The organism is Phyllobacterium sp. 628 (genome assembly GCF_014189505.1).
In the GTDB taxonomy this organism is placed as follows: Bacteria; Pseudomonadota; Alphaproteobacteria; order Rhizobiales; family Rhizobiaceae; genus Phyllobacterium.
This window is the reverse complement of sequence record NZ_CP050301.1, coordinates 2,485,772-2,507,908: the sequence shown is the minus strand read 5'-3', so window position 1 is coordinate 2,507,908 and position 22,137 is coordinate 2,485,772. Positions and strand designations below refer to the sequence as shown.

Here is a 22,137-nt window from a genome sequence, read left to right as displayed (position 1 = left end):
CTGGGCTGCGGCCTGTTAAAGTCCGTTCTTCTTCAAAATATCCGGAGCATTTTTCTTGGTGATGGTCTCGGTCGGCAGAACGATCTTCTTTTCCACCTTCTCACCTGCCAGCACCTTCAACGCTTGCCGCAATCCTTCAGCGCCGGGTGTCGGATAAAGGAACGTGGCGGCGAGTTCCCCCTTGTTGACCCACTGCACGCCTTCATTCGGCAGGCCGTCGACGCCGAGGAACAGGATGTTCTTCTCGCGGCCCGCATCCTTGGCAGCGAGATAGGCACCATAGGCCATCGGGTCATTGTGACCGTAGACGAGACTAATGTCCTCGTGATTGCGCAGGGCTGTTGCCATGATGTTATACGCTTGGTCCTGCTTCCAGTCGCCGGATTGCTTGTCCAGAAGATAGGTGATGCCCTTCTCCGCATCGGTATATTTATGGAAACCGTTGCTGCGATCATGGCTGGCCTGGGTTCCCAGACCACCCCATATCTCGACAACAGTTCCTTTGGCCTTGCCTTTGCCACCAAGCAATTCCACCGCATGTTGTCCGGCCGCTTCGCCGATGACGACATTGTCGCCGCCGATCCACTGGGTATATTTTTCGGTATCGACGTTACGGTCGAGCACGATGACAGGGATTCCTGCATCCATGGCCTTTTCCACAACGCCGGTCAGTCCGGCGGATTCCTTTGGCGAAATCAAAATGGCATCAACTTCCTGCCGGATGAAGTTTTCGACGTCTGCCACCTGTTTTTCGGTCTTGTCCTGACCGTCGGCAACCAGCAGTTCCACATTCGGATGGTTCTTGGCCTCAGCTGCCAGATCCTTGTTGAACTGTACCCGCCACGGCTCAACGGTGGTGGTCTGGCTGAAACCGATAACGTATTTGTCCTTGGCTTGCGCCACGGACATATGCATCGCCAGCGGCGCGATAAAAGCGGTAGCCAATGCCAATTTGGCAAAATGTCTGCGCGTCAAAGTCATGATCTTCCTCCCTGATTTTCTCTCATTTCCATTGATTCACCCCGCGCCCTTGCCGGTTACTTCTGCCGGCTCTCTGGCTTGTCAGGCGCGGATTTCTTCGAAGGACTGGCTGTCATGACCTGGGAGAGGAAGAACAGCCATCCGCTGGAGCGGCGCTCCTGCAGCAGCACGGCGACAATGATGATGATGCCCTTGAGCACCAGTTGCGTATTGCTGTCGATATTGTTGAGTTGCAGAATATTGCTGAGAAAGCCGAAGATCAGCACGCCAACCAATGTGCCAATCATCGAGCCGCGTCCGCCCATCAGGCTGGTTCCGCCAATGACAACTGCGGCGATCGCATCAAGCTCCAGCCCCATTCCTGCATCGGGTTTGCCCTGCCGGTATTGCGCGACGTAGAGAATGCCGGCCAGCGCCGCGAGATAACCTGAAATAGCGTAAACGGTGATTTTCACCCGCCACACGGGCACACCTGCGAGGCGCGCAGCCTCTTCGTTGCCGCCAATGGCATAGATATAACGTCCGAATTTCGTGTATTTGAGCACGATCCAGAACAGGATGATGATCCCGGCGAAAATCAACCCCGGCACAGGGATCAGGCCAAAGATCAGCGAACGCAGAAATTCGAAATCCGCCGTTGCATTGCTGCCGGTATAGACGGGCCAGACGGCGGTGTTTTGACCGGCCGTCAGCCGCGCAATGCCCAATCCGGCCACCATCATAGCCAAGGTCACGATAAACGGCTGCAAGCGGCCTCCCACGATGACCAAGCCATTGACCATGCCCAGCAGGAACCCGACGGCCGGAACCACAAGAAGGACGAGCAACACACCGGCTTTGATCTGCGAACCCGATGCGACCCACCAGGCAATGGCCGCAGCGGCAACGAGCGCGATCAATGCAACCGTGCCGATTAACTGTGGCTGGTCATCCTGCAGCTTGCCGGCAGCGTGGCTGCGTGCCCTGACCAGAAACAGCGCAGTTCCAAGAATGACGAGAAATGCCAGGACAAAAATGGCGGGGACACCGATGGAATAGGCGGCTGACCAGCCCTCATTGGTCAAAAGCATGGCGCAGACAACGGAACCAAGCGCGAGAACTGACCCAACCGAAAGATCAATACCGGCAATAAGGATCACCAGGGTCATGCCGACAGCGGTAATTCCGGTCACGGAGATTTGCCGGAATACATCGGAAATATTGCCGTAGGACAAAAAGATATTGTGCCCCTTGGAGGAGAGCGGCGACGAGAGCACGCCGACAACAAACAAAAGTACCAGTCCCCAGTAGAGTTTGGTTGCATTCAATATGCGTTTGAACCGGTCGAGGTTGTTGTGCGGTGTTGGCATTGTCTGCTCGCTTGTTTCGGTCATGCCGCGTGCCTCGACAGTGCCGCGCCCAGAGGTGTTGCCAGTTCCATCACCCGCTCTTCGGAAAACTCGGCACTTTCGATAATACCGGTGGCCTTGCCCTCGCACATCACAAGGATGCGGCTGGACAAAGCCAGAAGCTCCGGCAATTCCGAACTGACCATGATGACTGCAACGCCCGATTGGGCCAACTTTTTCAGAAGCTCGTAGATTTCATCCTTGGCACCCACATCGATACCGCGTGTTGGTTCATCCAGAAGCACAACGTTAGGCCGCGTTTGCAGCCATTTGCCCAAGACAACTTTTTGCTGATTGCCGCCACTCAGTTGATCGATCCGCTGCTGCGGTCCGTCGCAGCGCACGCGCATGGCCTTGATCACACGCTCGGCCACCGGATTTTCGCGCAGGCGATTAACCCAGCCGAACGGCGCAATCCATGGCAGGGACGGCAACACAGCATTGGACCGGATATCAGCATCCATCAGGAGGCCTGTGCCCTTACGGTCTTCGGTCAGGAAAGCGATGCCCTTTGCCACCGAACGGCGCGGCGTCAGCGAACGGGCGTCGATGCTCGCACCACTCCGTATCACTGTGCCAGTCCGCTCTCCGCTCGCCGCACCGAAAATCAGCTCCAGCACTTCCGTCCGTCCGGAGCCGAGCAGTCCGCCAATGCCGAGAATTTCTCCCGCATGCAGGTCGAAACTCACATCATCGACCACATTGTGCATGCTGCCGCGCGAATTGGGACGCCTGAGGCCGAGATTGCGTGCGGATAACACCACCGGCCGGTCCGAGATGTCAGGTTTGGGTTCTGGTGCTGCAAGTTCGCGGCCGACCATCATGCGGATCAGATCACGCTCGCTCAGATCCTGCGCCCGTCTTGTGGCGATGAAACTGCCGTCGCGCAGAACTGTGATCTTGTCCGCCAAGGCAAAGATTTCATTCATTCGGTGCGAGATATAAACAATAGCAACGCCATTGCGCGCCAATTCCCGGACGAAACTCGCCAGCCTTTGCGCTTCGGATTCCGACAAGGCCGAGGTCGGTTCGTCCAGCACCAGAACATCGGCCTTGAGCGACAGCGCCCGGGCAATCTCCACAAGCTGCTGCTCGCCGACACGCAGGTTTTCAACATCCGCGCGTGGATCAATATCGATACCGAACCTGTCAAGCAGTTCGGTGCTCTTTTTCTCAATGCTGGTTCTGTCGATGAACAATCCGGCAATAAGCGGCTCGCGCCCGAGAAAGATGTTCTCGGACACAGTCAGGCTTGGAATAAGATTGAGTTCCTGATGGATGATGGCGATGCCATTGCGTTCAGCCTCCTTGGGCGATGCGAAATCGACTTCCCGGCCCCGCACCAGCATTTCGCCGCCGCTGCGGCGGTGGACGCCACTAAGGATTTTCACAAGCGTCGACTTGCCCGCGCCATTCTCGCCCATGATCGCATGAATCTCGCCCGGATAAATGTCGAGATCGATGCTGCGCAGGGCAACAATATGAGCGAATGACTTAGCGATGCCGCGCATCGACACGATCGGCAGCTGACTATCCAAAATGTTCCTCCCAAAACATTCTTTCAAGTTAATATGTAACATGTTAGATGTTATTGGACAGGAGTCAAATGCTTCGTTTGCCGGAAAGACAAACGAAGCGGACAGGCGTTGAACCGGGCGTTTTGGGGGCTTTGGACGTGCAATTGGGATCGAGCGGCAAGAGTTTTAGAGAGCAGAAAGTCGTCGCGGTCACCCGCAAAGACCAGGTCTATTCCATCCTGCGCCAAGCCATCATCTCATCACAGCTCGCGCCGGGTGAAGCCATCCGCAAGGAACTTGTTGCCCTGCAGCTTGGCGTGTCGCGCACGCCTGTCAGCGACGCCATTGCCCGCCTCGCCGATGAAGGTCTCGTCGAGATTTATCCGCAGACCGGCACATTCGTCGCACGCTTGCGCCTCGACAAGATCGAGACTGCCCAGTTCGTGCGCGTCGCACTTGAAACCGCAGCGATCCGGCGCGCCGCCGAGCGTAGTTCTGCTGCTGTTGTCGCACAGCTCCAGAACAATCTGAAAAATCAGCGTAAGGCCGCGGATATTCAGGATTTCGAACGGTTTTACGCCTTGGATGAAGAACTGCACGACATGATCTGCGATGCGGCCGGGCTTGTTGGCTTGCGCGAAATCGCCGCCAAAGAGCGCAGTCAGATTGACCGCGTCCGCCGTCTGCTCCTGCATTACGAAACGCGCATGATCGAAACCTTGAAGGAACATGAGGCGATTGTCGCTGCCATTGCCGACAGCAGCGTTGAGCGCGCCGCAGTTACGATGGAAGATCACATCTCCAAGATGGGTAAAATGCTTCTGCAATTGCAGGCCAAACGGCCGGAGCTATTCGCCAGCTAATACCGTTGCTGAAGTCCCTGGTCTTTTATTCCGAAGGCCCGGCAAACAGGATCAGATTTCCGTCCAGATCCAGAACAATGAAGTTCCGGGCACCCCATGGTTCTTTGCGCAGTGTCTGATGAAACGAAACGCCCGTCGCCTGGAACTCCAGGAACAGACGCTTGATTTCATCAGCCGTATCAACCGTAATTGAAGCGGAGAGCAGGTGTTCCCGTTGCCGTATATCGCCAGCGAAAACCGGCTCGCAGACGAACCTTAAGGCAAGTCGTGCGCTATCGCGGATCACCTGCCCGTAGAATGGCGGCTCGCCATAGACAAAATCCACGGTGAAACCAAGCTTTTCGACGAAGAAATCGCACGATGCCTTGATATCAGATACGAATAGTTGCGCCGAGGTTGAACTGAGAACAGGGCGGGCGGCAGGTTTGACTTGCGTATGCATGGTATGGGCTTCTGATTTGAGCGTCTGCCACGCCTCGAAGCCCATTTGGCGGGCCACCAGTTCCTGCGCATCGCTGAGCTTGAAACTTGCCGCCAGTATCTGGTTGTCATCGAGATGCTGGAATCGTGGCAAAGCAGCCCTGATTTCTGCGGCAACCGGAAAATACCGCTCGCGATGCCAGCGCAAATATTGCTTGGCCTGTTTTTTGAGGTTTTCGAGGTTCGACATGGGCGCATCTATGGTTACATGACGAAGGTGGGCATTGCCCTTTCGACCCAGCGTCGATGCGCCCTACGCAGCATGAAAATGGTATGTCAGCCTGTGCTTGATTGTCAATCACAGCCTCTGGGCATGATATTGTCGGCTGGAAATTCCGCGCATTATCGGCAATGCTGCCACCGACAGGCCGAATCCAAACCAGTTTGGCCGTAGGGAGAAACTGGATGTTGCGTCGTTTGATCCTGTTGGCCACCGTCACCTGCGCTTTTGGACTATTTGCCGGCCCGTCGGGGGCGCAGCAGTCAGCCCAATGTCCGGCAAAACTGCCCGCAGATACGGATTGTTATTCCGGACAGGATAAAAATGGTGCCTTTTATTGGATTGCCCGCCCCAAAAACTGGAACGGCATTCTTGTACTTCATACCCATGGCGGACCACGTCTTTCCCGCCCGAATATTGATGATCCAGTCGAGGATCTTGAACGTTTCGCTGTTACGGTCAGTGAAGGCTATGCCTGGGCTGGTTCCAGCTACCGGCGTGAAGGCTATGGCGTGCGCATGGCCGCCGAGGACACGGAAAACCTTCGTCTGATCGCGTGGGACAAGCTGGGCCGCCCTCGCCTCACCCTCCTGCACGGTCAATCCTGGGGCGGCAATGTTGCTGCCAAAATCGCCGAACTTTATTCCATCAACGGTGCTGGTGACCGGGTCTATAATGGCGTGGTTCTGACAAGCGGCGTTCTGGCAGGCGGAACCCGCGCCTACGATACCCGTGCTGATTTGCGCGTTGTCTATCAGTATTATTGCCACAACAACCCCAAGCCGGACGAACAGCAATATCCGCTTTGGCAGGGATTGCCGAAAGACGTGCACATGCCGCGCTCGGAACTGGATGCGCGGGTGAATGCCTGCACCGGCGTCGATTTGCCGGTTGAGCAGCGTTCGCCTGAACAGAAACAAAACCTCGCCAATATATTGGCCATTGTTCCGGTGCCCGAAAGAACACTCGCTGCTCATCTTGCCTGGGGCACGATGACATTCAAGGACATGATCTGGCGTCGGCTCGATGGTCATAACCCGTTTGACAACCAGACGGCGGAATATAAGGGCTCAACCGATGATGCGGCCCTGAACAAGGACGTTGAACGTTTCACGGCTGATCCTGAGGGTGTGCGTCTGCTCGCCTATGACAGTGATCTGACCGGCCAGATTGTGCTGCCGACCCTGACCATGCATGCCAAGGATGATCCGACAGCGCCTGTCGAATTTGAAAATGTTTATCGTGATACGGTCACCAAAGCCGGCAACGGCGATCTGCTCGTCCAGACATTCACTGACGAACATGAACATAGCAAACTTTCGACCCCGCAATATGCCGCGCTGTTCCAGTCAATGACCGATTGGATTGACAAGGGCACGAAGCCCACGCCTGTGTCAGTCGATGGCATCTGCCAGCAGAAAGCGCCGACCTATGGTGAACCGTGCCGGTTCGACACAAAGTATTATCCTGGCCCCTTGTCTGTGCATGGCGCCAAAGTACCCTGACCAGCAGCAAGAGACCGGCAAAGGCAGTGCCTGTTTCAGATCACTGTTCAGGAGTGAAGCGTATTGGGGTGTTTTTCCGCAGGTTGATAGCGAAAGGGCTGCCGAAAGTGCCCGTGTTCGGCCAGAACATTTAGTTCGCGGTTGGCGGCCATAACCGCCAGTTCGTCAATATCGCGTACACCGCTTTCGTAGATAGCGATGACAATCTTGGCGAGGTGATTGCAACGCGCATGGGTTTTCGGGCAGCGATCGAGCATTTTTGATGCCTGATCATGTGCCTTCTGCATGATGTTCCAATCCGTGGTGGAGTGGATGCGTTGGTCTCTGCTGGAAAAAGGCATGACTCACTCCCTGATTTTATGATGTTTTTTGGCAGATTTCTGTCCGGATAGTGCGAACGCCATTGGCCTTGGCGGTAACAGAAAAACGGACAATTTGAGTAGATTCCTCTTTCACTGATATAGCAAATCACAGCAGCCAAAGCTTAGTATAACATTTGCGTGATCCTTGTTTCACTCCGCAAAAACCGATCAAAGATTGTTGACCTCTGATGTCATGTTTTGTATGGCTCCATCATTCCGGTGTCTGTTGCTGGCGTGACCGAAATTTGCCCTGCAAGCCATACAAATCAAAGAGGTTTTCATGAAAATCACCTTCCCGACATTTGCGAGCATTGCTGCGCTAGCGGTTACACTGATTGCCGCTCCCGCTCTCGCGCAAAATGCCGATGGCATTGTTGTCTATAACGCCCAGCACGAAAGCTTGACCCAGGCATGGGCTGACGGTTTCACCAAGGAAACCGGCATCAAGGTCACGATCCGCAATGGCAAGGACATGGAGCTTGCCAACCAGATCGTTCAGGAAGGCGCTGCATCGCCTGCCGATGCGTTCCTCACGGAAAACTCGCCAGCCATGGTCCTGGTCGATAATGCCAAGCTGTTCGCGCCGCTGGAGCCAGCCGTGCTTGAACAGGTACCAGCCAATTTCCGCCCGGATCATGGCCGCTGGACCGGCGTTGCCGCCCGTTCCACTGTATTTGCCTATGACAAGAACAAGCTGACCGAAGACAAGCTCCCAAAGTCGCTTCTCGATCTTGCTGATGCCAGCTGGAAGGGCCGTTGGGGCGCAGCGCCAGCCGGTGCTGATTTTCAGGCCATCGTCAGCGCATTGCTTGAACTGAAAGGTGAAGAAGCAACAGCCAAGTGGTTGAAAGTGCTCAAGGAAAATGCGACTCCATACAAGGGAAACAGCGTTGCAATGAAGGCCGTCAATGCGGGTGAAATCGAAGGCGCGGTGATTTATCACTATTACTACTTCGGTGATAAAGCCAAAACCGGCGAAAACACCAAGAATGTATCCCTGCACTACTTCAAGCATCAGGATCCGGGCGCATTCGTCAGCATTTCAGGCGGCGGTGTTTTGGCTTCCAGCAAGCACAAGGAAGATGCCCAGAAATTCCTGAAATGGGTCACAGGCAAAGATGGTCAGGCCATCCTCAAGGACGGCGATTCCTTTGAATATGCCGTTGGCAAGGATGCGGCATCTAATGCTGCTCTTGTGCCGCTTGCCGATCTGCAGGCACCAAAGGTCGAACCTTCCAAGCTCAACAGCAAGAAGGTTACAGATCTGATGACAGCGGCCGGCCTGCTGTAATCAAAGGTATAAAACATGGCCAGACACCCCCTGCACGGACATTTGAGCCCTGCAGGGGGTGTCGTTTTATTTCTCTTCGGCTAAAGAGTGCGTTGATCACTCTGTCCCATCGCGGTCATGCGTATGAAAGCAAAAGCAAATTGTCGTTCAACCCACCAACTCTTGGCGCTTATTCCACTCCTGCAGCGCAGCCGTTGGTTTCTTTGAAGCGGTCGCGAAGATTGCCATTTCTGCCGGTTTTCATTTTGGCCGGGCTTGTTGCCCTCATTAGTCTTCTGCCCCTTGGCTTTGTCATCTGGGTTACCATTCAGACCGGCTGGGATACCGTCGTGGAACTGGTGTTTCGTGCCCGTGTCGGCGAGTTGCTCATCAATACGGTTCTGCTTGAAGTCTGGACAATTCCACTTTCGATTATCCTTGCTGTCAGTCTTGCGTGGCTGACGGAACGGACCGATCTGCCCGGCGCACGCATCTGGGCGTGGCTGGCCGTTGCGCCTTTGGCCGTTCCAGCTTTCGTCCACAGCTATGCCTGGATCAGTCTTGTCCCCACCCTGCACGGTCTGCCTGGCGGCGTGCTGGTTTCAGTCCTGGCTTATTTCCCGTTTCTCTACCTGCCAGTTGCCGCACAACTGCGCCGCGTCGATCCGGCGATGGAAGATGTCGGATCGTCGCTGGGTCTTGGACCCTGGCGGGTATTTTTCCGCGTGCTGCTGCCGCAATTGCGCTTTGCCATTTGCGGCGGATCGCTGCTGATCGGCCTGCATCTTCTGGCGGAGTACGGCCTTTTCGTCATGATCCGCTTTGACACATTCGCGACAGCCATCGTCGATCAATTCCAGTCGACCTTCAACGGCGCCGCAGCGAACATGCTGGCGGGCGTGCTGGTATTGTGCTGTGCGGCTCTGCTGGGACTGGAAGCCCTCGTGCGCGGCAATGAACGATATGCGCGTGTTGGCTCCGGTTCGGCCCGTCCCGCTACCAAACAGCGATTGGGCTGGCTCACACTGCCATGTCTGCTCATTCCCCTTATCACAACGGCGCTGGCGCTTGGTGTCCCCCTTTGTCACGCTCGGCCGATGGCTGATTGCTGGCGGTACATCCGTATGGAAACTGGATGTGATCGGTACAGCGTTCGGCTCGACGCTTGTACTGGCCGTTGCCGGTGCTGTGCTCGCAACAATTGCCGTTATCCCCATGGGGTGGCTGTCCGTGCGGGCCACGGGCCGTTTCCAGCGTATTCTTGAAGCCTGCCACTATTATGTCGGCTCCCTGCCCGGCGTTGTCGTAGCACTGGCGCTGGTGACAATCACTGTCCGCGTTGTGCTGCCGCTGTATCAGACCGCAGCAACGCTGCTGCTAGCCTATGCATTGCTGTTCCTGCCGCGTGCTTTGGTGGGTCTGCGATCCAGTATCGCGCAGGCACCGGTCGAGCTTGAACGCGCGGCTATGGCGCTGGGCCGCACGCCGGTGCAGGCCGTCTCGCAGATCACCATGCGGCTTGCTGCGCCCGGTGCTGCGGCAAGTGTGGCACTCGTTGCGCTTGGCATCACCAATGAATTGACGGCAACCCTGATGCTGGCGCCCAACGGCACCCGCACGCTGGCAACAGAGTTCTGGGCACTGACGAGCGAGATTGATTATGCCGCCGCAGCGCCCTATGCGCTGATGATGGTCGTATTGTCCCTGCCGCTCACCCTTTTGCTATATGCTCAATCGAAACGGATTATTGGACGATGACTATTCTTGCCATAGAGCGGACCAGCAAACGTTACGGGCCGGTATGCGCCGTTGATGATATCAGCCTGACAGTTCCATCTGGCAGCCGCACTGCGATTGTCGGTCCATCCGGATCAGGCAAGACCACGCTCCTGCGCATAATTGCAGGTTTTGAAGCACCAGACAGCGGTTCGATCCGGCTCGACGGTGAACTTCTGGCCGACGGGCCGTCGATCATCCCGGCACACCGACGCGGCATCGGGTTCGTGACGCAGGATGGTTCCTTGTTTCCGCATTTGAGTGTTGCCGACAATATCGGCTTTGGCCTCGAACGGCGCAGTCCGGATCGCCACAAGCGCATTCTTGAACTCATGGATACGGTAGAACTGGATCGGATCATGCTGGACCGGCGTCCGCATCAGCTTTCCGGCGGACAGCAGCAGCGCGTTTCGCTGGCGCGGGCTTTGGCGCGCGAACCACGGCTTATGCTGCTGGACGAGCCCTTCTCGGCGCTTGATACAGGATTGCGGGAGAACATGCGCAAGGCCGTGGCGGCAGTTCTGAAGAAAACCGGAATTACCACGATTCTGGTGACGCATGATCAGAATGAAGCGTTGTCCTTTGCCGATCAGGTGGCCGTGCTGCGCCAAGGCAAACTGGTTCAGGCCGGGTCGCCGCGCGAGCTTTATCTGAAGCCGGTTGATCCCGTCACTGCAGCCTTTCTTGGCGATGCGATCATTCTGCCTGCTGAACTTGGCGATGGCTGGTCACAATCGGCGTTTGGCCGCGTGGCCGCCGATACGGGTGACCGGCGTGGAGCCGCCGACATCATGTTGCGCCCGGAACAACTCAAACTGACCGCTGTCGCACAGGCCGAAGCACTGCAAAATTCTGATGCCCACACGCGCTATGCGAAAGTGTCCGATATCGAGTTCGGCGGCGCAGTCTGCAATGTGGTTCTGTCCGTTCTTGGTGCAGATAACGCGTGCCCACCGATGCAGATCAGGAGTTCTGCGATCAATCTTCCGGCAATGGGCGATCACGTACGGATTGATGTCACTGGCAAGGTGCATATATTTGGCTAGACCGTAAGTTACAGAGCCTGCAGAACAGGTCGGTTACAACGCCAGAAGGAACGCCCATGCCAATATCAATGTACCAGATTTCAGTCCCGGTCTTTATCCGCGGCTTTTCCATTCTTTCATCGCTGATCGCGAAGGCCGAGGCCTATGCGACAGAAAAGAAGATCGATCCATCCGTGCTTTTCAGTGCGCGCCTTGCCCCTGACATGCTGCCCTTCGCCGGACAGATTCAACGCGCCAGCGACACGTCAAAAGCCACTATCGGCCGTTTGACTGACGTCAAAACACCAAGTTTTCCGGACAATGAAGCAAGCTTCGCCGATCTGAAAACCCGAATCGCCAACACTGTGGCATTTCTTGAGGGATTGGATGCGACGGTGCTGGACGGGAGCGATGACCGGGAAGTCACGCTTAGTTTTGGAGAGAACAAGGCGCATCTGAATGGGCATGGCTATATGTTGAAGTTCGCTTTACCGAACTTCTTTTTCCATATCACCACGGCCCACGACATCCTGCGCCACAATGGTGTTCCCATCGGCAAACTGGATTATCTCGGCGCTTACACCGCCTGATTGTTCGGGCTTAACGCTGCCTGGCTTTCCGGGCAGCGTAACGCCGGTCGCGTTCAGCCTTGCGCTCGGCTTCATCAGCAACGACACGGGCAATCCGGTTGCTGGCTTCAGCCTTTTGTGCGTTCGCTTCAGCAGCGGCCGCCTCGGCAATTGCTGCCGCCTCCGCCAGCTTGCGGTCCTGTTCTTCCTGCTTCAACCGTGCGCGTTCAGCATTGCGTGCTTCGCGCGCGGCCGCGATGGCCTCCCGTTCTGCACGCTTTGCCTGCATTTCCGGATCAGTCGGCTTGGGAGCCGTTTCAAACTTTTTGAGAAGCAATTGCTTGGCCTCAGCCGCAGCTTTGCGGCGATCGGCAAATTCATTGAGGTGTTTCAATCGGGGGTAGTCCTTGTTTAGGTCGTTGTATATCCGCTGGCGGCATAGAGAGCATTTGCTCTTTAAGCTGCGGCGCGCCGCTTTGTGCGGCAAGGCAGATTTACTCCCTGTAACCTACCCGGCTCGTCATGACAACAAACAGCAGGCTTAAACGCTGATTGAATTATCAATATTTCCGGCTCATTGTAATATCCGGTGTCGATGGATGCAGAAAAGAACGGGTAAACCGTCGAGCCAGTTACCATATGTCTGGGACTAGCAAGGCCGTAAAAACTGCCAATCTCGGCAGATGGCTATGGGGAGAGCACAATGGCTCACTTTGAATACCGACTGCATGCATTTGATCTTGATAGTAAATTTGGCTTTGCTGATGGTAATATGTTCGGCGCGCTGTTGCGCGAAAAACTGGGCAAGCTTGCTCCCAACAAGCGCGAAGTGCTGGTCGAATGCGTCAAACGCTATCTGCTTCCAGCGATACCACGCCGCGTGCGCACGATGATTGTTGCCAGAGGCCACAACCCGATCCGGCTTGTTGATGGCGAAACCATCGATGATGTCGAAGATGTGACCGTGGGTATTGCAGAAAAAGACGTGCTGCGCGTGGCACGCGAGCTTTTGAGCCGCATGAAAAAATAGTCAGCGCTTGCGCTGGCTTTCTTCTAGAGATCAAGCATCCACGTCTGACCGACAAGATCGTGTCCGAAGGAATGGTGCCTTTCTTCGTGGACAAGCTTGAACCCGGCCTCAAGATAAATGCGCCGGGCTGAAATCAGAAAATCGTTGGTCCAGAGGGTCATTTGGAGATAGCCGAGTTCGCGGGCACGTTCGATACAGGCTTTGACCAAAGCTGAACCGATGCCCAGGCCCCGTGCACTTGGTTCGACATAGAGCATGCGTAGTTTTGCAATCTGTGGATCATCAGTGCGCATAAGAAAAACCGATCCCGCTATCTCGCCATTACGGTCGGCAATCCACGCCTGCTCTTTTTTGGGATCGAAATTCGCGACGAAATTGCCGATAATTCCGGAGATCAGGCCCTCAAATGTCCAATCCAGCTCGTGTTCCTGTTTGTAAAGCACCGCTTGCCTGTGCACGACCCAACCAAGGTCGCCGGCTCTAGGATCGCGCAATGTGAATGTCTTGGGCGATTGCTCCGGTTCTCCACCAAGGATTGACCTTATTTCCCGCATCGATTTCGTCAGCCGTGTCGTCGTGGCGGGATCAAGCGGCGTCAGCACCTCTTTGGCTTGTTTCACGGCGCTTTTGTCCAACGCGGCAAAGGCAGCGCGGCCAGCCTCGGTCAACGACAAAATCCGTTGTTTGGCATGATCGGTGCTGACTGTGCTTTTAACGAGTTGCCGTGCCCGAAAACGGGTCAATATCCGGCTGATTTGCGCTGTATCCATGTTGAGCAAACGCGAAAGATCAGCAGCCGTTTTTGCCGTCTCGTGCGCCAGTTCATAAAGGATACGTGCTTCCGGCAGCGAGAATGGGCTGTTGGTGAGATGTTCGTCCAAAAGGCCGATAATGTGGGTGTAGAAACGGTTGAAACTGCGTATCTCAGCGATTGGTTGCGACATCGGTGTATCCTTCTTCCATGAAGGATTTAAGTATTGACTGAGTCAACACTAATGGCAAGGCAGCCGACCTGCACCCACCTGTGAAATTCAACGAGGCGCCGGTCTATTGGCAGAAATTCACCAGCTTGTCGGCAGTCCCCGCCAGACTGCTCATATCCGATGCTCCCGCATTGCCATCCCAATCCTTGGCCAGCCGGATCGTGGTCACACCCTTTGGCATAAGCGAGACAAAATTCATGCCCCAGCCAGACATGACCGGATAGCTTACCGAACAGCCATTGCCCGACTGCAACTGGCCGCGCCAGAAAGCCTTGTGATAAAATGGCCGCTCGGCTGATCCTGTGGGAAGGCCTACCGGTTGCGCAGACGGCAATATGTCAGCGAGTTTTTCCGCATTCAGGATTTGTGTGTCACCGAGCTTGCCGCCGTTCTGATAGAGCCTGGCTATTTTCACCAGATCACCGATGGTTGGATAATAACCAAAAGCCATCAGCGGCTGATCATCAGTGGGATTGGCCTCAATGGTCTTGTTGATTGCCGCCACATGGATGCCGATTGGCTGATAAACCTCTTTCACGAGGAAATCCCAGACATTGGCCGATGGGCCTTCCTTTTGCTTGAGAAAACGCGTCATCGCAACGCCCAGCAAAAACATGTCCTCGTCGCGGTAGCGTGCTATCTTGCCTGGTCCCCAAGCATAGGGTTTTGCCTGCTTCAACAGCGTAGCAATCTTGTCTTTTTCCGTCCGTGCCTCGAACCAAGGTGCATAGCCGCCATTGCCGAGCGGTTCGGTAATACTGACCGGTTCAGCATTGGGCGAACCGTAGCCCATCCCGGTCGCCATGTTCAGCGCGTCGCCGAACGTCACAGTCTGCCAGCCGGGCACATCCTTGGCCTCGCTTATGTAGTCTGTGATTTTCGTGTCGAAGATTTGCGGCCCATATTTTTCCGCAATCCGGAGCATGGCAACGGCATTGGCTGCTGCCTTGGTTACTGACCACACGCCAAAGCGCTGCCGGTTACAATAGGGCAATTCCCCCATGGGGGTCGGACAGGATTTCAGATAAAAGATATTGTCCAGCATCAACCCATCAAGCACGAGTTCATTTGGTGGGATCGTACTGTCAAAGCCCTCGAGCTTTTCCTTGCCGACTTTGGCTTCCAGCTCAGCCCATGTGCCAAGCTTTTCCGCATCCGCCTGTGCCCGCGCATAGGCGTCACGCGCATCAGAGGAAGCCGCGATGTCATCACCATCATATGTTACCCTGAGATAACCAGCTGCGGTGAAATAGTCTTCGACATAGAACGGCGCAGTCTGCTGCACGATCTGGTAGCGCAGATTGGAAATTTCGCCCTCCTTGTACAGGAACAGGGCAATGCCGGTATGGGTTTCCCCTTCGAGCGAATTGACCAGCTGGAACGGGAACGAAGCACGCGACCAGCCATCATCGTCCGGTTCCGACCAGACCTTTCCCGGCTGCACGATCATATCCCAGAAGCTGCGCCCGTTGGCGGTCGAGCCGATGCGTATAAGGTCCTGCTGGACCGGAACCAGATCGCTCTCATAGGTAATGAAAGACAGGGACACTGCCGGAAATATTTGCGGGTCCTTGCCCAGAACGGCATTGCTTTTGAACTTTGCCGGTTCGGTGACCATGGCTGCTTCAGGGATATTGATGGTACCCGTGAACGGCAAATAGGCTTCTGCCGCATCAGCCGATGGCAGGAACGACACATTAGCGACGAGCTTGGTATCCCCGTTCCCCGCCGTCATCTGCGCAACAGAGACTTGTGTTGGCAAATCCTGTGCTCGCGCTGTCCCCGACAATGCCAAACAGGCAGCCAGCGTGCATGCGGATATCCATCGGATGCGAACCATCAACCACTCCCTGTTTTGCTGCGCATGGCTGTGGCTGGGCCTGCACGTCCGGTGAGCTTATCAGGACAAGACGCGATTGCTTGTCGAATTCCGAAGTTCGTTTCACATAAATCGAATGATGCCGCGCATGGCGGCACCTTTCATTTTGTCGGCAGATTGCAGCAATCAGTCGTCGACCGCAACCATGACATCCGATGCCTTCACCACAGCATAAGCGCTGCCGCCAGCCTTCAACCCAAGCTCGTCAACAGCTTCGTTGGTAATCGATGCGGTGACAATCGAACCGCCGACGTCAATACGGACATGGGCAGTTGTTGCGCCCTTGGTAACCTCAACGATGGTTCCTTTGAGGCGATTGCGTGCGCTGATTTTCATGATGTTTCTCCTTTTGCCGCCACCTTAGTTGGCTCTGCGGCCTTTACAAGATTGATCGCGCGCTTTGCAGGCATAAACGTTGCGATACAATTTCGCATAAACCTTGGGCAATTACGGCTTGTTGCCTATAAAAACTGCATCTTCGTCATTTTCATCAGCCAGCACCCCAAACACAACTTATGGTTTTGCGCTTGGCACAGGACTTGCTTCGCGCTGTCTGACAATCATTGCAACGGGAAACTTACAGATGAAACGCAGACAATTGCTCACAGGTTTTGGCACCGCGATCCTTATGCTGGGATCACTATGTATTGCGGGAACAGCCTCGGCCGATGCTTTGAGCGAAATCACAGCTCGCGGTGTGCTTCGCGTGGCGGTACCACAGGATTTCCCGCCTTTTGGCAGTGTGAGCAGCGACATGACCCCCATGGGGTATGACATCGACATGGCCAAACTTATTGGCGATAAGCTGGGCGTCAAGACGGAACTCGTTCCGGTGACCAGTGCCAATCGCATTCCCTATCTCCAGACCAACAAGGTTGATCTGGTAATCTCCAGCCTTGGCAAGAACGCTGAGCGTGAGGCCGTCATCGATTTCACGAAGCCCTATGCCCCGTTCTTCAATGGTGTCTTTGCGCCGGCAAGCGTGACTGCGTCCAAGGCAGAGGATCTGGCGGGCAAGACAATCGGTGTCACCCGCGGTGCCATCGAAGATCTGGAACTTACCAAGATCGTGCCTGCCGACAGTGTGATCAAGCGCTACGAAGACAATAATGGCACAATCTCAGCCTTCCTGTCCGGTCAGGTGGAAATTGTCGCGACGGGCAATGTGGTTGCCGCGGCAATTCTCGCCAAGAACCCGCCCAAGCGGCCGGAACTGAAATTCCTGATCAAGAACTCGCCCTGCTATATCGGTCTCAACAAGAACGAGCCGCAGCTTCTGGAAAAGGTCAACGGCATCATCGCGGCGGCCAAGACAGATGGTTCGCTCAACACCATTTCGCAGAAATGGCTGGGCGCTGCCATTCCTGCCGACCTCTAAGCGCCTCGCGCGCACCATCCTGCCCCGGCGGGATGGTGTTTCATTCATTCAAGCGGACGGGGTGTCCTATTGAAATATGTGTTTGATTATAGCTGGCTGGCGCAATATTGGCCGGTCTTCGTCAAGGGCCTGCTCATCACCATCCAACTGATCGCCATCGGTGCTGTCGTCGGCATCGCGCTGGGTATCGCCTGTGCCTGGGTGCGAAGTCTGGGTCCGAAATGGCTGCGTCCGCCTGTCACCGCCTATGTCGAGCTGATCCGTAACACGCCGTTTCTGATCCAGCTGTTTTTCATCTTCTTTGGGCTGCCGTCGCTCGGCGTGCAGATGAGTGAATTACAGGCCGCCAATCTGGCCATGATCATCAACCTTGGTGCATATAGCTGTGAGATCATCCGGGCGGGGATACAGGCAACGCCGCGCGGGCAGTTCGAAGCCGGGGCCAGCCTTGCCATGTCGCCTTTCGAAACGTTTCGGCATGTGGTGCTTGTGCCATCGCTGGAACGGATCTGGCCGGCGCTGACATCACAGGTCATCATCGTCATGCTCGGTTCTTCAGTGGTATCGCAAATCGCGGCCGAAGACCTGACATTTGCCGCCAATTTCATCCAGTCCCGCACATTCAGGGCTTTCGAGGCCTATTTCATATCAACAGCAATCTATCTGGTTCTGGCTATCGCCCTAAGGCAAATCCTTGTTCTTACCGGCAAGTTGATATTCCCGAGGAGGGTGCGCCAATGACCGAATTCTCCCTCTGGGACATTGTCCGTAATCTGCTGCTTGCGACCCGTTGGACGGTGCTGCTTTCGCTCGTCTCCTTTATCGGCGGCGGGCTGGTTGCGACATTGCTGTTGTTCATGCGGATCGGACGGCGGCGCGTCTTTCAGTTCATTGCCAAATATTATGTCGAACTGTTTCAAGGCACGCCTTTGCTGATGCAGCTGTTTCTGGCCTTCTTTGGCCTTGGCCTCTTTGGTGTGGATGTGCCCGCATGGCTTGCCGCCGGTTTCGCCCTCATCCTCTGGTCTGCCGCGTTCCTCGCCGAAATCTGGCGCGGCTGCGTACAATCAGTTGCCAAGGGCCAATGGGAAGCCTCGGCCAGCCTTGGCATGGGTTATGTTCAGCAAATGCGCTACGTCGTCATCCCGCAGGCGCTGAAGATCGCGGTGCCACCGACGGTTGGCTTTTCCGTACAGATCGTCAAGGGCACCGCCCTCACCTCGATCATTGGTTTCGTTGAGCTGTCGAAGGCCGGAACCATCGTCACCAATGCCACCTTCCAGCCGTTCACCGTCTATGGACTTGTCGCCCTGATCTATTTTGCCCTGTGCTGGCCGCTGTCGAAATGCAGCCAGATTCTGGAGAGGAAGCTCAATGTCGCTCATCGAAGTCACTGAAGTCCGCAAGAGATTCGGATCAAACGAAGTGCTCAAGGGTATCAACATCGATATCGATCCCGGCGAGGTCATCGCCATTATCGGCAAGAGCGGATCGGGCAAATCCACGCTGCTGCGCTGTATCAATGGTCTGGAAATGATCGATGATGGCTCCATCGCCGTGGCAGGGGCACAATTGTTGCCGGATGAGCTGCATCTCAAAGCATTGCGGCTGAAGGTCGGCATGATTTTTCAGCAGTTCAATCTTTTCCCGCATCTGACGGCGGGCGGCAATGTCATGCTGTCACAGATGGTGGTCAAGAAAACGCCAAAAGCGGCGGCCGAAGCGATGGCCCGCAAGATGCTCGAGCGCGTTGGTCTTGCGCACAAATATGATGCATTTCCCGACGAATTGTCGGGCGGGCAGCAGCAACGGGTGGCCATTGCCCGGGCCTTGGCCATGCAGCCTATCGCCCTGCTTTGCGACGAGATCACTTCGGCGCTTGATCCCGAACTTGTGGCCGAAGTGCTGGCGGTCGTGCGCGAACTGGCGTCGGAAGGCATGACTTTGCTTATGGTCACGCATGAAATGAAATTTGCCCGCGATGTCTGCAGCCGGGTGGTCTTCATGCATGAGGGCCGTGTGCATGAGATCGGCAAGCCGGAAGATGTTTTTGCTAATCCAAAGACACCGGAACTCAAGCAATTTCTCGGCGTGCACTGACTATATTGCCGTAAATAAAAAGGCCCCGCTCAAACGGGGCCTTCTCAGATAAAAGCTAGCGTCCGGAATACGCCTTACCCTCGCGGTCCAATGCCTCAAACTCGTCGTCAGAGAGCTTGATTTTGGCAGCATCGATATTTTCCTCGAGATGCTTGACCTTGGACGTGCCGGGAATAGGCAAAATGACCGGACTGCGCTTGAGGACCCAAGCCAGCGCGATCTGACTTGGCGTTGCCTCGTGTTTCGCCGCAATTGTATCGAGCAGAGAACCAGGTTTTGCCAGATCGCCCGCAGCCAGCGGATACCAAGGGATGAAGCCAATGCCCTGCTTGGTACAATATTCCAAAACCTCTTCACTTCCCCGATCGACGAGATTGTACCGGTTCTGCACTGTGGCTACTTTGAAGAACTTCGATGCGGCTTCAATCTCCGCTACGGTCACTTCGCTCAGGCCCGCGTGGCGAATCGTGCCGTCATCGAGCAGCGACTTAATCGCACCGAATTGGTCATCACGCGCCACTTTTGAATCGATCCGGTGCAGTTGCCAGAGGCCGATCTGCTTGACGCCAAGTTTGTCGAGACTCTTATGCGCTTGCTGGATCAGATAATCCGGCCGGCCATCGGGCGCCCAACGGTCCGGACCGGAGCGGGTAAGACCAGCCTTGGTCGCCACGAGAATATTGCCATAGGGATGCAGTGCTTCGCGGATCAATTGTTCGGATACATCCGGCCCATAAGAATCTGCCGTATCGATGAAGTTTACGCCGAGTTCCGGCAGGCGCTGCAAGGTGCGGATCGCTTCGGCCCGGTCAGCCGGTTCGCCCCAGATGCCGCGGCCGGTGATGCGCATGGCACCAAAGCCGAGCCGGTTGATCTGGATGTCGCCGCCGATTTTGAATGTACCGGATTGGGATGCTGTAGATTGAGACATGGTCACAGCTCTTTCGTTTGAATTTTGATGCTCAATGAAAATGAGGAAAATCTGTCGAGAGCCGAAAGCTTGCAGATTGAACGAGCATAAACACGAATACGCAGCCAGCAGCATTGCCGCATCGTATCGTGCGCTCTCGATACATATAGGATGGTTGGAGACGGATTTAAGCCTTGAAGAATCTTTCAGTTTCTTCGAGGGTCACAAAATCACCGGAAGACTGCCATTGATCGACGCCGGATTTCAGCAGAGTCTCGCTGTTGGCGCTGCCCTCCAGCCCGTCAGCGCTGACCACCAGACCCAGCCCCTGCCCGAGGCCTGCCAGCGCCCGTACCATTTTGGCCGTCTCTTCCTCGTTCATGTTCTCGATGAAGCGCCGGTCGATCTTGATCTTGTCGAGCTTGAATTCCTGAATATGGTAGAGATTGGAGTAGCCGGTGCCGAAATTGTCGAGCGTCAACCGCACACCGGCGGCACGCAACGGCCCCAGCGCCAGCTTTGCCGCTTCCAGATCCTGCACGACAAGGCTTTCGGTGATTTCAATGTCCAATTGCCGGGCAGACAAGCCGGTCGATTGCAAAAGCTCGAGGATGGTTTTGCCAAACTCGCGGTCGCGGAGTTGACCCGGCAGCACGTCGATCGAAAGGGTAACATTCGACGGCCACTGTCTGGCTGCAATGAAGGCTTTTTCAAAAATGCGCTGACCAATGGCATAGATCAGCCCCGTTTCCTCAGCGACCGGCAGAAAGCGGTCCGGCGGCACTTCCGTGCCATCGGCGGTCATCCAGCTTGGGACAGCCTCGAAACCGATAACCTTGCCGGAGCGCAGATCGAATGACGGGCGAAAGCGCACATTGATCTCGTCGGCGGCGACGGCCGCGCGCAAATCCCGTTCCAGTTGATCGCGTTCCTGCACCAGCCGGTCCATATCTTCTTCAAAAAACCGGAATGCTGAACGGCGCTCTGTCTTGGCACGATATAAAGCAACGTCGGCCTTGCGGACGGCTTCGTCGCCGGACTGAGCGTCCATCGGCAACAATGCGATGCCGATACCGGCACCCGCTTCATAATGGATCGAACCAATCTTTATGGGCTCACGCAATTCTTCGACGATTCGCATGGCAATATTGGCGGCAGCTTCCGGCCCCGCAAGATGCTGAGCCAGAACAATAAATTCGTCGCCGCCAAGGCGTGCGAGAAGATCACCCTCACGAATGGCTCTCTGCAATCGTTGACCAATGATGACGAGCACATCGTCGCCAACACCATGACCATAGGCGTCGTTGATCTGCTTGAAGCCGTTGAGGTCAAGTATGATCACCGCATGCGCCGCGCCGGAGCGTGGTGGTGAAGCGGCGATTATCTTCAAGGTTTCCTTGAATTGCCGGCGGTTTGCCAGACCGGTCAGCGGATCCTGATAGGCCAGAATACGCACTTCCTGTTCCGCTTTGATACGGCGCACAGTCTCACGCTTTTGCGCGATGTAGCGGCGTGTAGCGAACACAAGCAGCCCAAGTGCAAGAAAGCAGCCCAGCAGCAGTGATTCATCCAGCTCGATCATAAGCTCGCCGGAACTGACCGAGCCTTCAGTTTCAAAGATATCGATCTGAAATGCCACATAGGCCAAGACCAGAAGGACAGCCAGCAGAAGACCGAGATCCTGTATGCTTACGCGGTGGCGCACGATGAAATTCCAGAAACGTGAAGAAGCCCGTGCGGGGCCATTGGGTTGGTTTCCATGTTGCATGCCTATTTAGGGTCCTGCCTTTCCGGCTTTGGATAAGGTTTGCGCTACATATTCTATACCCAACACATCGGGAAGCCATCACAAGGTCGTATGGGAATGGCTAATTTCACATACGAACGTTGCAATGGCCGCC

General features: G+C 55.5%; 21 protein-coding genes and 1 pseudogene. 11 read left to right on the top strand and 11 right to left on the bottom strand.

The genetic code is table 11. The features are described from left to right. Positions 1–15: 15 nt before the first annotated feature. From HB779_RS13850 to HB779_RS13840, 3 genes are all read right to left on the bottom strand, one after another. Positions 16–915, bottom strand: a complete 900-nt coding sequence (locus tag HB779_RS13850; protein WP_244642648.1) for a substrate-binding domain-containing protein — start codon at positions 913–915, stop codon at positions 16–18. Positions 916–1,037: 122 nt separating this feature from the next. Continuing rightward, entirely contained in the window at positions 1,038–2,354 is a 1,317-nt protein-coding gene (locus HB779_RS13845; protein ID WP_371823857.1) for an ABC transporter permease, read from the bottom strand. After that, a complete protein-coding gene (locus tag HB779_RS13840; RefSeq protein WP_371823928.1) occupies positions 2,351–3,880 on the bottom strand; it encodes a sugar ABC transporter ATP-binding protein in 1,530 nt (509 codons plus the stop codon). The genes HB779_RS13845 and HB779_RS13840 overlap by 4 nt, the downstream gene beginning before the upstream one ends. Positions 3,881–3,975: 95 nt before the next feature. Between HB779_RS13840 and HB779_RS13835 the strand changes: the two genes are divergently transcribed. Next, positions 3,976–4,749 carry a GntR family transcriptional regulator gene (locus HB779_RS13835; protein WP_188342940.1) on the top strand — a complete coding sequence of 258 codons (774 nt, stop codon included), beginning with the start codon at positions 3,976–3,978 and terminating at the stop codon, positions 4,747–4,749. Positions 4,750–4,774: 25 nt separating this feature from the next. Here the strand turns inward: HB779_RS13835 and HB779_RS13830 are convergent, their stop codons facing one another. Then, positions 4,775–5,419 carry a VOC family protein gene (locus HB779_RS13830; RefSeq protein WP_188342939.1) on the bottom strand — a complete coding sequence of 215 codons (645 nt, stop codon included), beginning with the start codon at positions 5,417–5,419 and terminating at the stop codon, positions 4,775–4,777. A gap of 215 nt (positions 5,420–5,634) precedes the next feature. Between HB779_RS13830 and HB779_RS13825 the strand changes: the two genes are divergently transcribed. After that, positions 5,635–6,954 carry a hypothetical protein gene (locus HB779_RS13825; RefSeq protein WP_188342938.1) on the top strand — a complete coding sequence of 440 codons (1,320 nt, stop codon included), beginning with the start codon at positions 5,635–5,637 and terminating at the stop codon, positions 6,952–6,954. A gap of 47 nt (positions 6,955–7,001) precedes the next feature. Here HB779_RS13825 and HB779_RS13820 read toward each other — a convergent pair whose 3' ends face one another. Beyond that, the gene (locus tag HB779_RS13820; protein ID WP_188342937.1) at positions 7,002–7,295 is read right to left on the bottom strand and encodes a hypothetical protein; all 294 of its coding nucleotides are present in this window, start codon (positions 7,293–7,295) and stop codon (positions 7,002–7,004) included. A gap of 301 nt (positions 7,296–7,596) precedes the next feature. On the opposite strand from HB779_RS13820, the gene HB779_RS13815 reads away from it, so the two are divergent. The 4 genes and pseudogenes from HB779_RS13815 to HB779_RS13800 all read left to right on the top strand — a co-directional run bounded on the left by HB779_RS13815 (position 7,597) and on the right by HB779_RS13800 (position 11,977). Further along, entirely contained in the window at positions 7,597–8,607 is a 1,011-nt protein-coding gene (locus tag HB779_RS13815; RefSeq protein WP_188342936.1) for an iron ABC transporter substrate-binding protein, read from the top strand. A gap of 194 nt (positions 8,608–8,801) precedes the next feature. Next, positions 8,802–10,344, top strand: a pseudogene (locus tag HB779_RS13810) (ABC transporter permease). Beyond that, the gene (locus HB779_RS13805) at positions 10,341–11,408 is read left to right on the top strand and encodes an ABC transporter ATP-binding protein (protein WP_188342935.1); all 1,068 of its coding nucleotides are present in this window, start codon (positions 10,341–10,343) and stop codon (positions 11,406–11,408) included. Before HB779_RS13810 ends, HB779_RS13805 begins: the two are co-directional and overlap by 4 nt. Positions 11,409–11,464: 56 nt before the next feature. Next, entirely contained in the window at positions 11,465–11,977 is a 513-nt protein-coding gene (locus tag HB779_RS13800; RefSeq protein ID WP_188342934.1) for a DUF1993 family protein, read from the top strand. Between the two features lie 10 nt (positions 11,978–11,987). Here the strand turns inward: HB779_RS13800 and HB779_RS13795 are convergent, their stop codons facing one another. Beyond that, positions 11,988–12,350, bottom strand: a complete 363-nt coding sequence (locus HB779_RS13795) for a DUF6481 family protein (RefSeq protein WP_188342933.1) — start codon at positions 12,348–12,350, stop codon at positions 11,988–11,990. Between the two features lie 309 nt (positions 12,351–12,659). On the opposite strand from HB779_RS13795, the gene HB779_RS13790 reads away from it, so the two are divergent. Then, complete coding sequence (locus tag HB779_RS13790) at positions 12,660–12,986, top strand: hypothetical protein (protein WP_188342932.1); 327 nt, start codon at positions 12,660–12,662, stop codon at positions 12,984–12,986. Positions 12,987–13,009: 23 nt separating this feature from the next. On the opposite strand, the gene HB779_RS13785 is transcribed toward HB779_RS13790, so the two are convergent. From HB779_RS13785 to HB779_RS13775, 3 genes are all read right to left on the bottom strand, one after another. Then, positions 13,010–13,930 (bottom strand): helix-turn-helix domain-containing GNAT family N-acetyltransferase, encoded by a 921-nt coding sequence (locus HB779_RS13785; RefSeq protein WP_188342931.1) that lies wholly within the window; start codon positions 13,928–13,930, stop codon positions 13,010–13,012. 103 nt (positions 13,931–14,033) lie between these two features. After that, positions 14,034–15,809: a serine hydrolase gene (locus HB779_RS13780; RefSeq protein WP_188342930.1), complete on the bottom strand. Its 1,776-nt coding sequence runs from the start codon at positions 15,807–15,809 to the stop codon at positions 14,034–14,036. Between the two features lie 165 nt (positions 15,810–15,974). Beyond that, positions 15,975–16,184 (bottom strand): molybdopterin-binding protein, encoded by a 210-nt coding sequence (locus HB779_RS13775; protein ID WP_188342929.1) that lies wholly within the window; start codon positions 16,182–16,184, stop codon positions 15,975–15,977. A 292-nt stretch (positions 16,185–16,476) separates the two neighbouring features. On the opposite strand from HB779_RS13775, the gene HB779_RS13770 reads away from it, so the two are divergent. The 4 genes from HB779_RS13770 to HB779_RS13755 all read left to right on the top strand — a co-directional run bounded on the left by HB779_RS13770 (position 16,477) and on the right by HB779_RS13755 (position 19,326). Further along, positions 16,477–17,226, top strand: coding sequence for a transporter substrate-binding domain-containing protein (locus tag HB779_RS13770; RefSeq protein ID WP_244642647.1), 750 nt, complete (start codon positions 16,477–16,479; stop codon positions 17,224–17,226). 69 nt (positions 17,227–17,295) lie between these two features. After that, positions 17,296–17,967: an amino acid ABC transporter permease gene (locus HB779_RS13765; RefSeq protein WP_188342927.1), complete on the top strand. Its 672-nt coding sequence runs from the start codon at positions 17,296–17,298 to the stop codon at positions 17,965–17,967. Continuing rightward, the gene (locus tag HB779_RS13760; protein ID WP_188342926.1) at positions 17,964–18,623 is read left to right on the top strand and encodes an amino acid ABC transporter permease; all 660 of its coding nucleotides are present in this window, start codon (positions 17,964–17,966) and stop codon (positions 18,621–18,623) included. The genes HB779_RS13765 and HB779_RS13760 overlap by 4 nt, the downstream gene beginning before the upstream one ends. Then, positions 18,601–19,326, top strand: a complete 726-nt coding sequence (locus tag HB779_RS13755) for an amino acid ABC transporter ATP-binding protein (RefSeq protein WP_188342925.1) — start codon at positions 18,601–18,603, stop codon at positions 19,324–19,326. The genes HB779_RS13760 and HB779_RS13755 overlap by 23 nt, the downstream gene beginning before the upstream one ends. A gap of 55 nt (positions 19,327–19,381) precedes the next feature. Here HB779_RS13755 and HB779_RS13750 read toward each other — a convergent pair whose 3' ends face one another. Together HB779_RS13750 and HB779_RS13745 are read right to left on the bottom strand one after the other, a co-directional pair. Then, positions 19,382–20,257, bottom strand: a complete 876-nt coding sequence (locus HB779_RS13750) for an aldo/keto reductase (protein WP_188342924.1) — start codon at positions 20,255–20,257, stop codon at positions 19,382–19,384. Between the two features lie 166 nt (positions 20,258–20,423). After that, positions 20,424–22,004 carry a bifunctional diguanylate cyclase/phosphodiesterase gene (locus tag HB779_RS13745; protein WP_188342923.1) on the bottom strand — a complete coding sequence of 527 codons (1,581 nt, stop codon included), beginning with the start codon at positions 22,002–22,004 and terminating at the stop codon, positions 20,424–20,426. Positions 22,005–22,137: the final 133 nt, after the last annotated feature.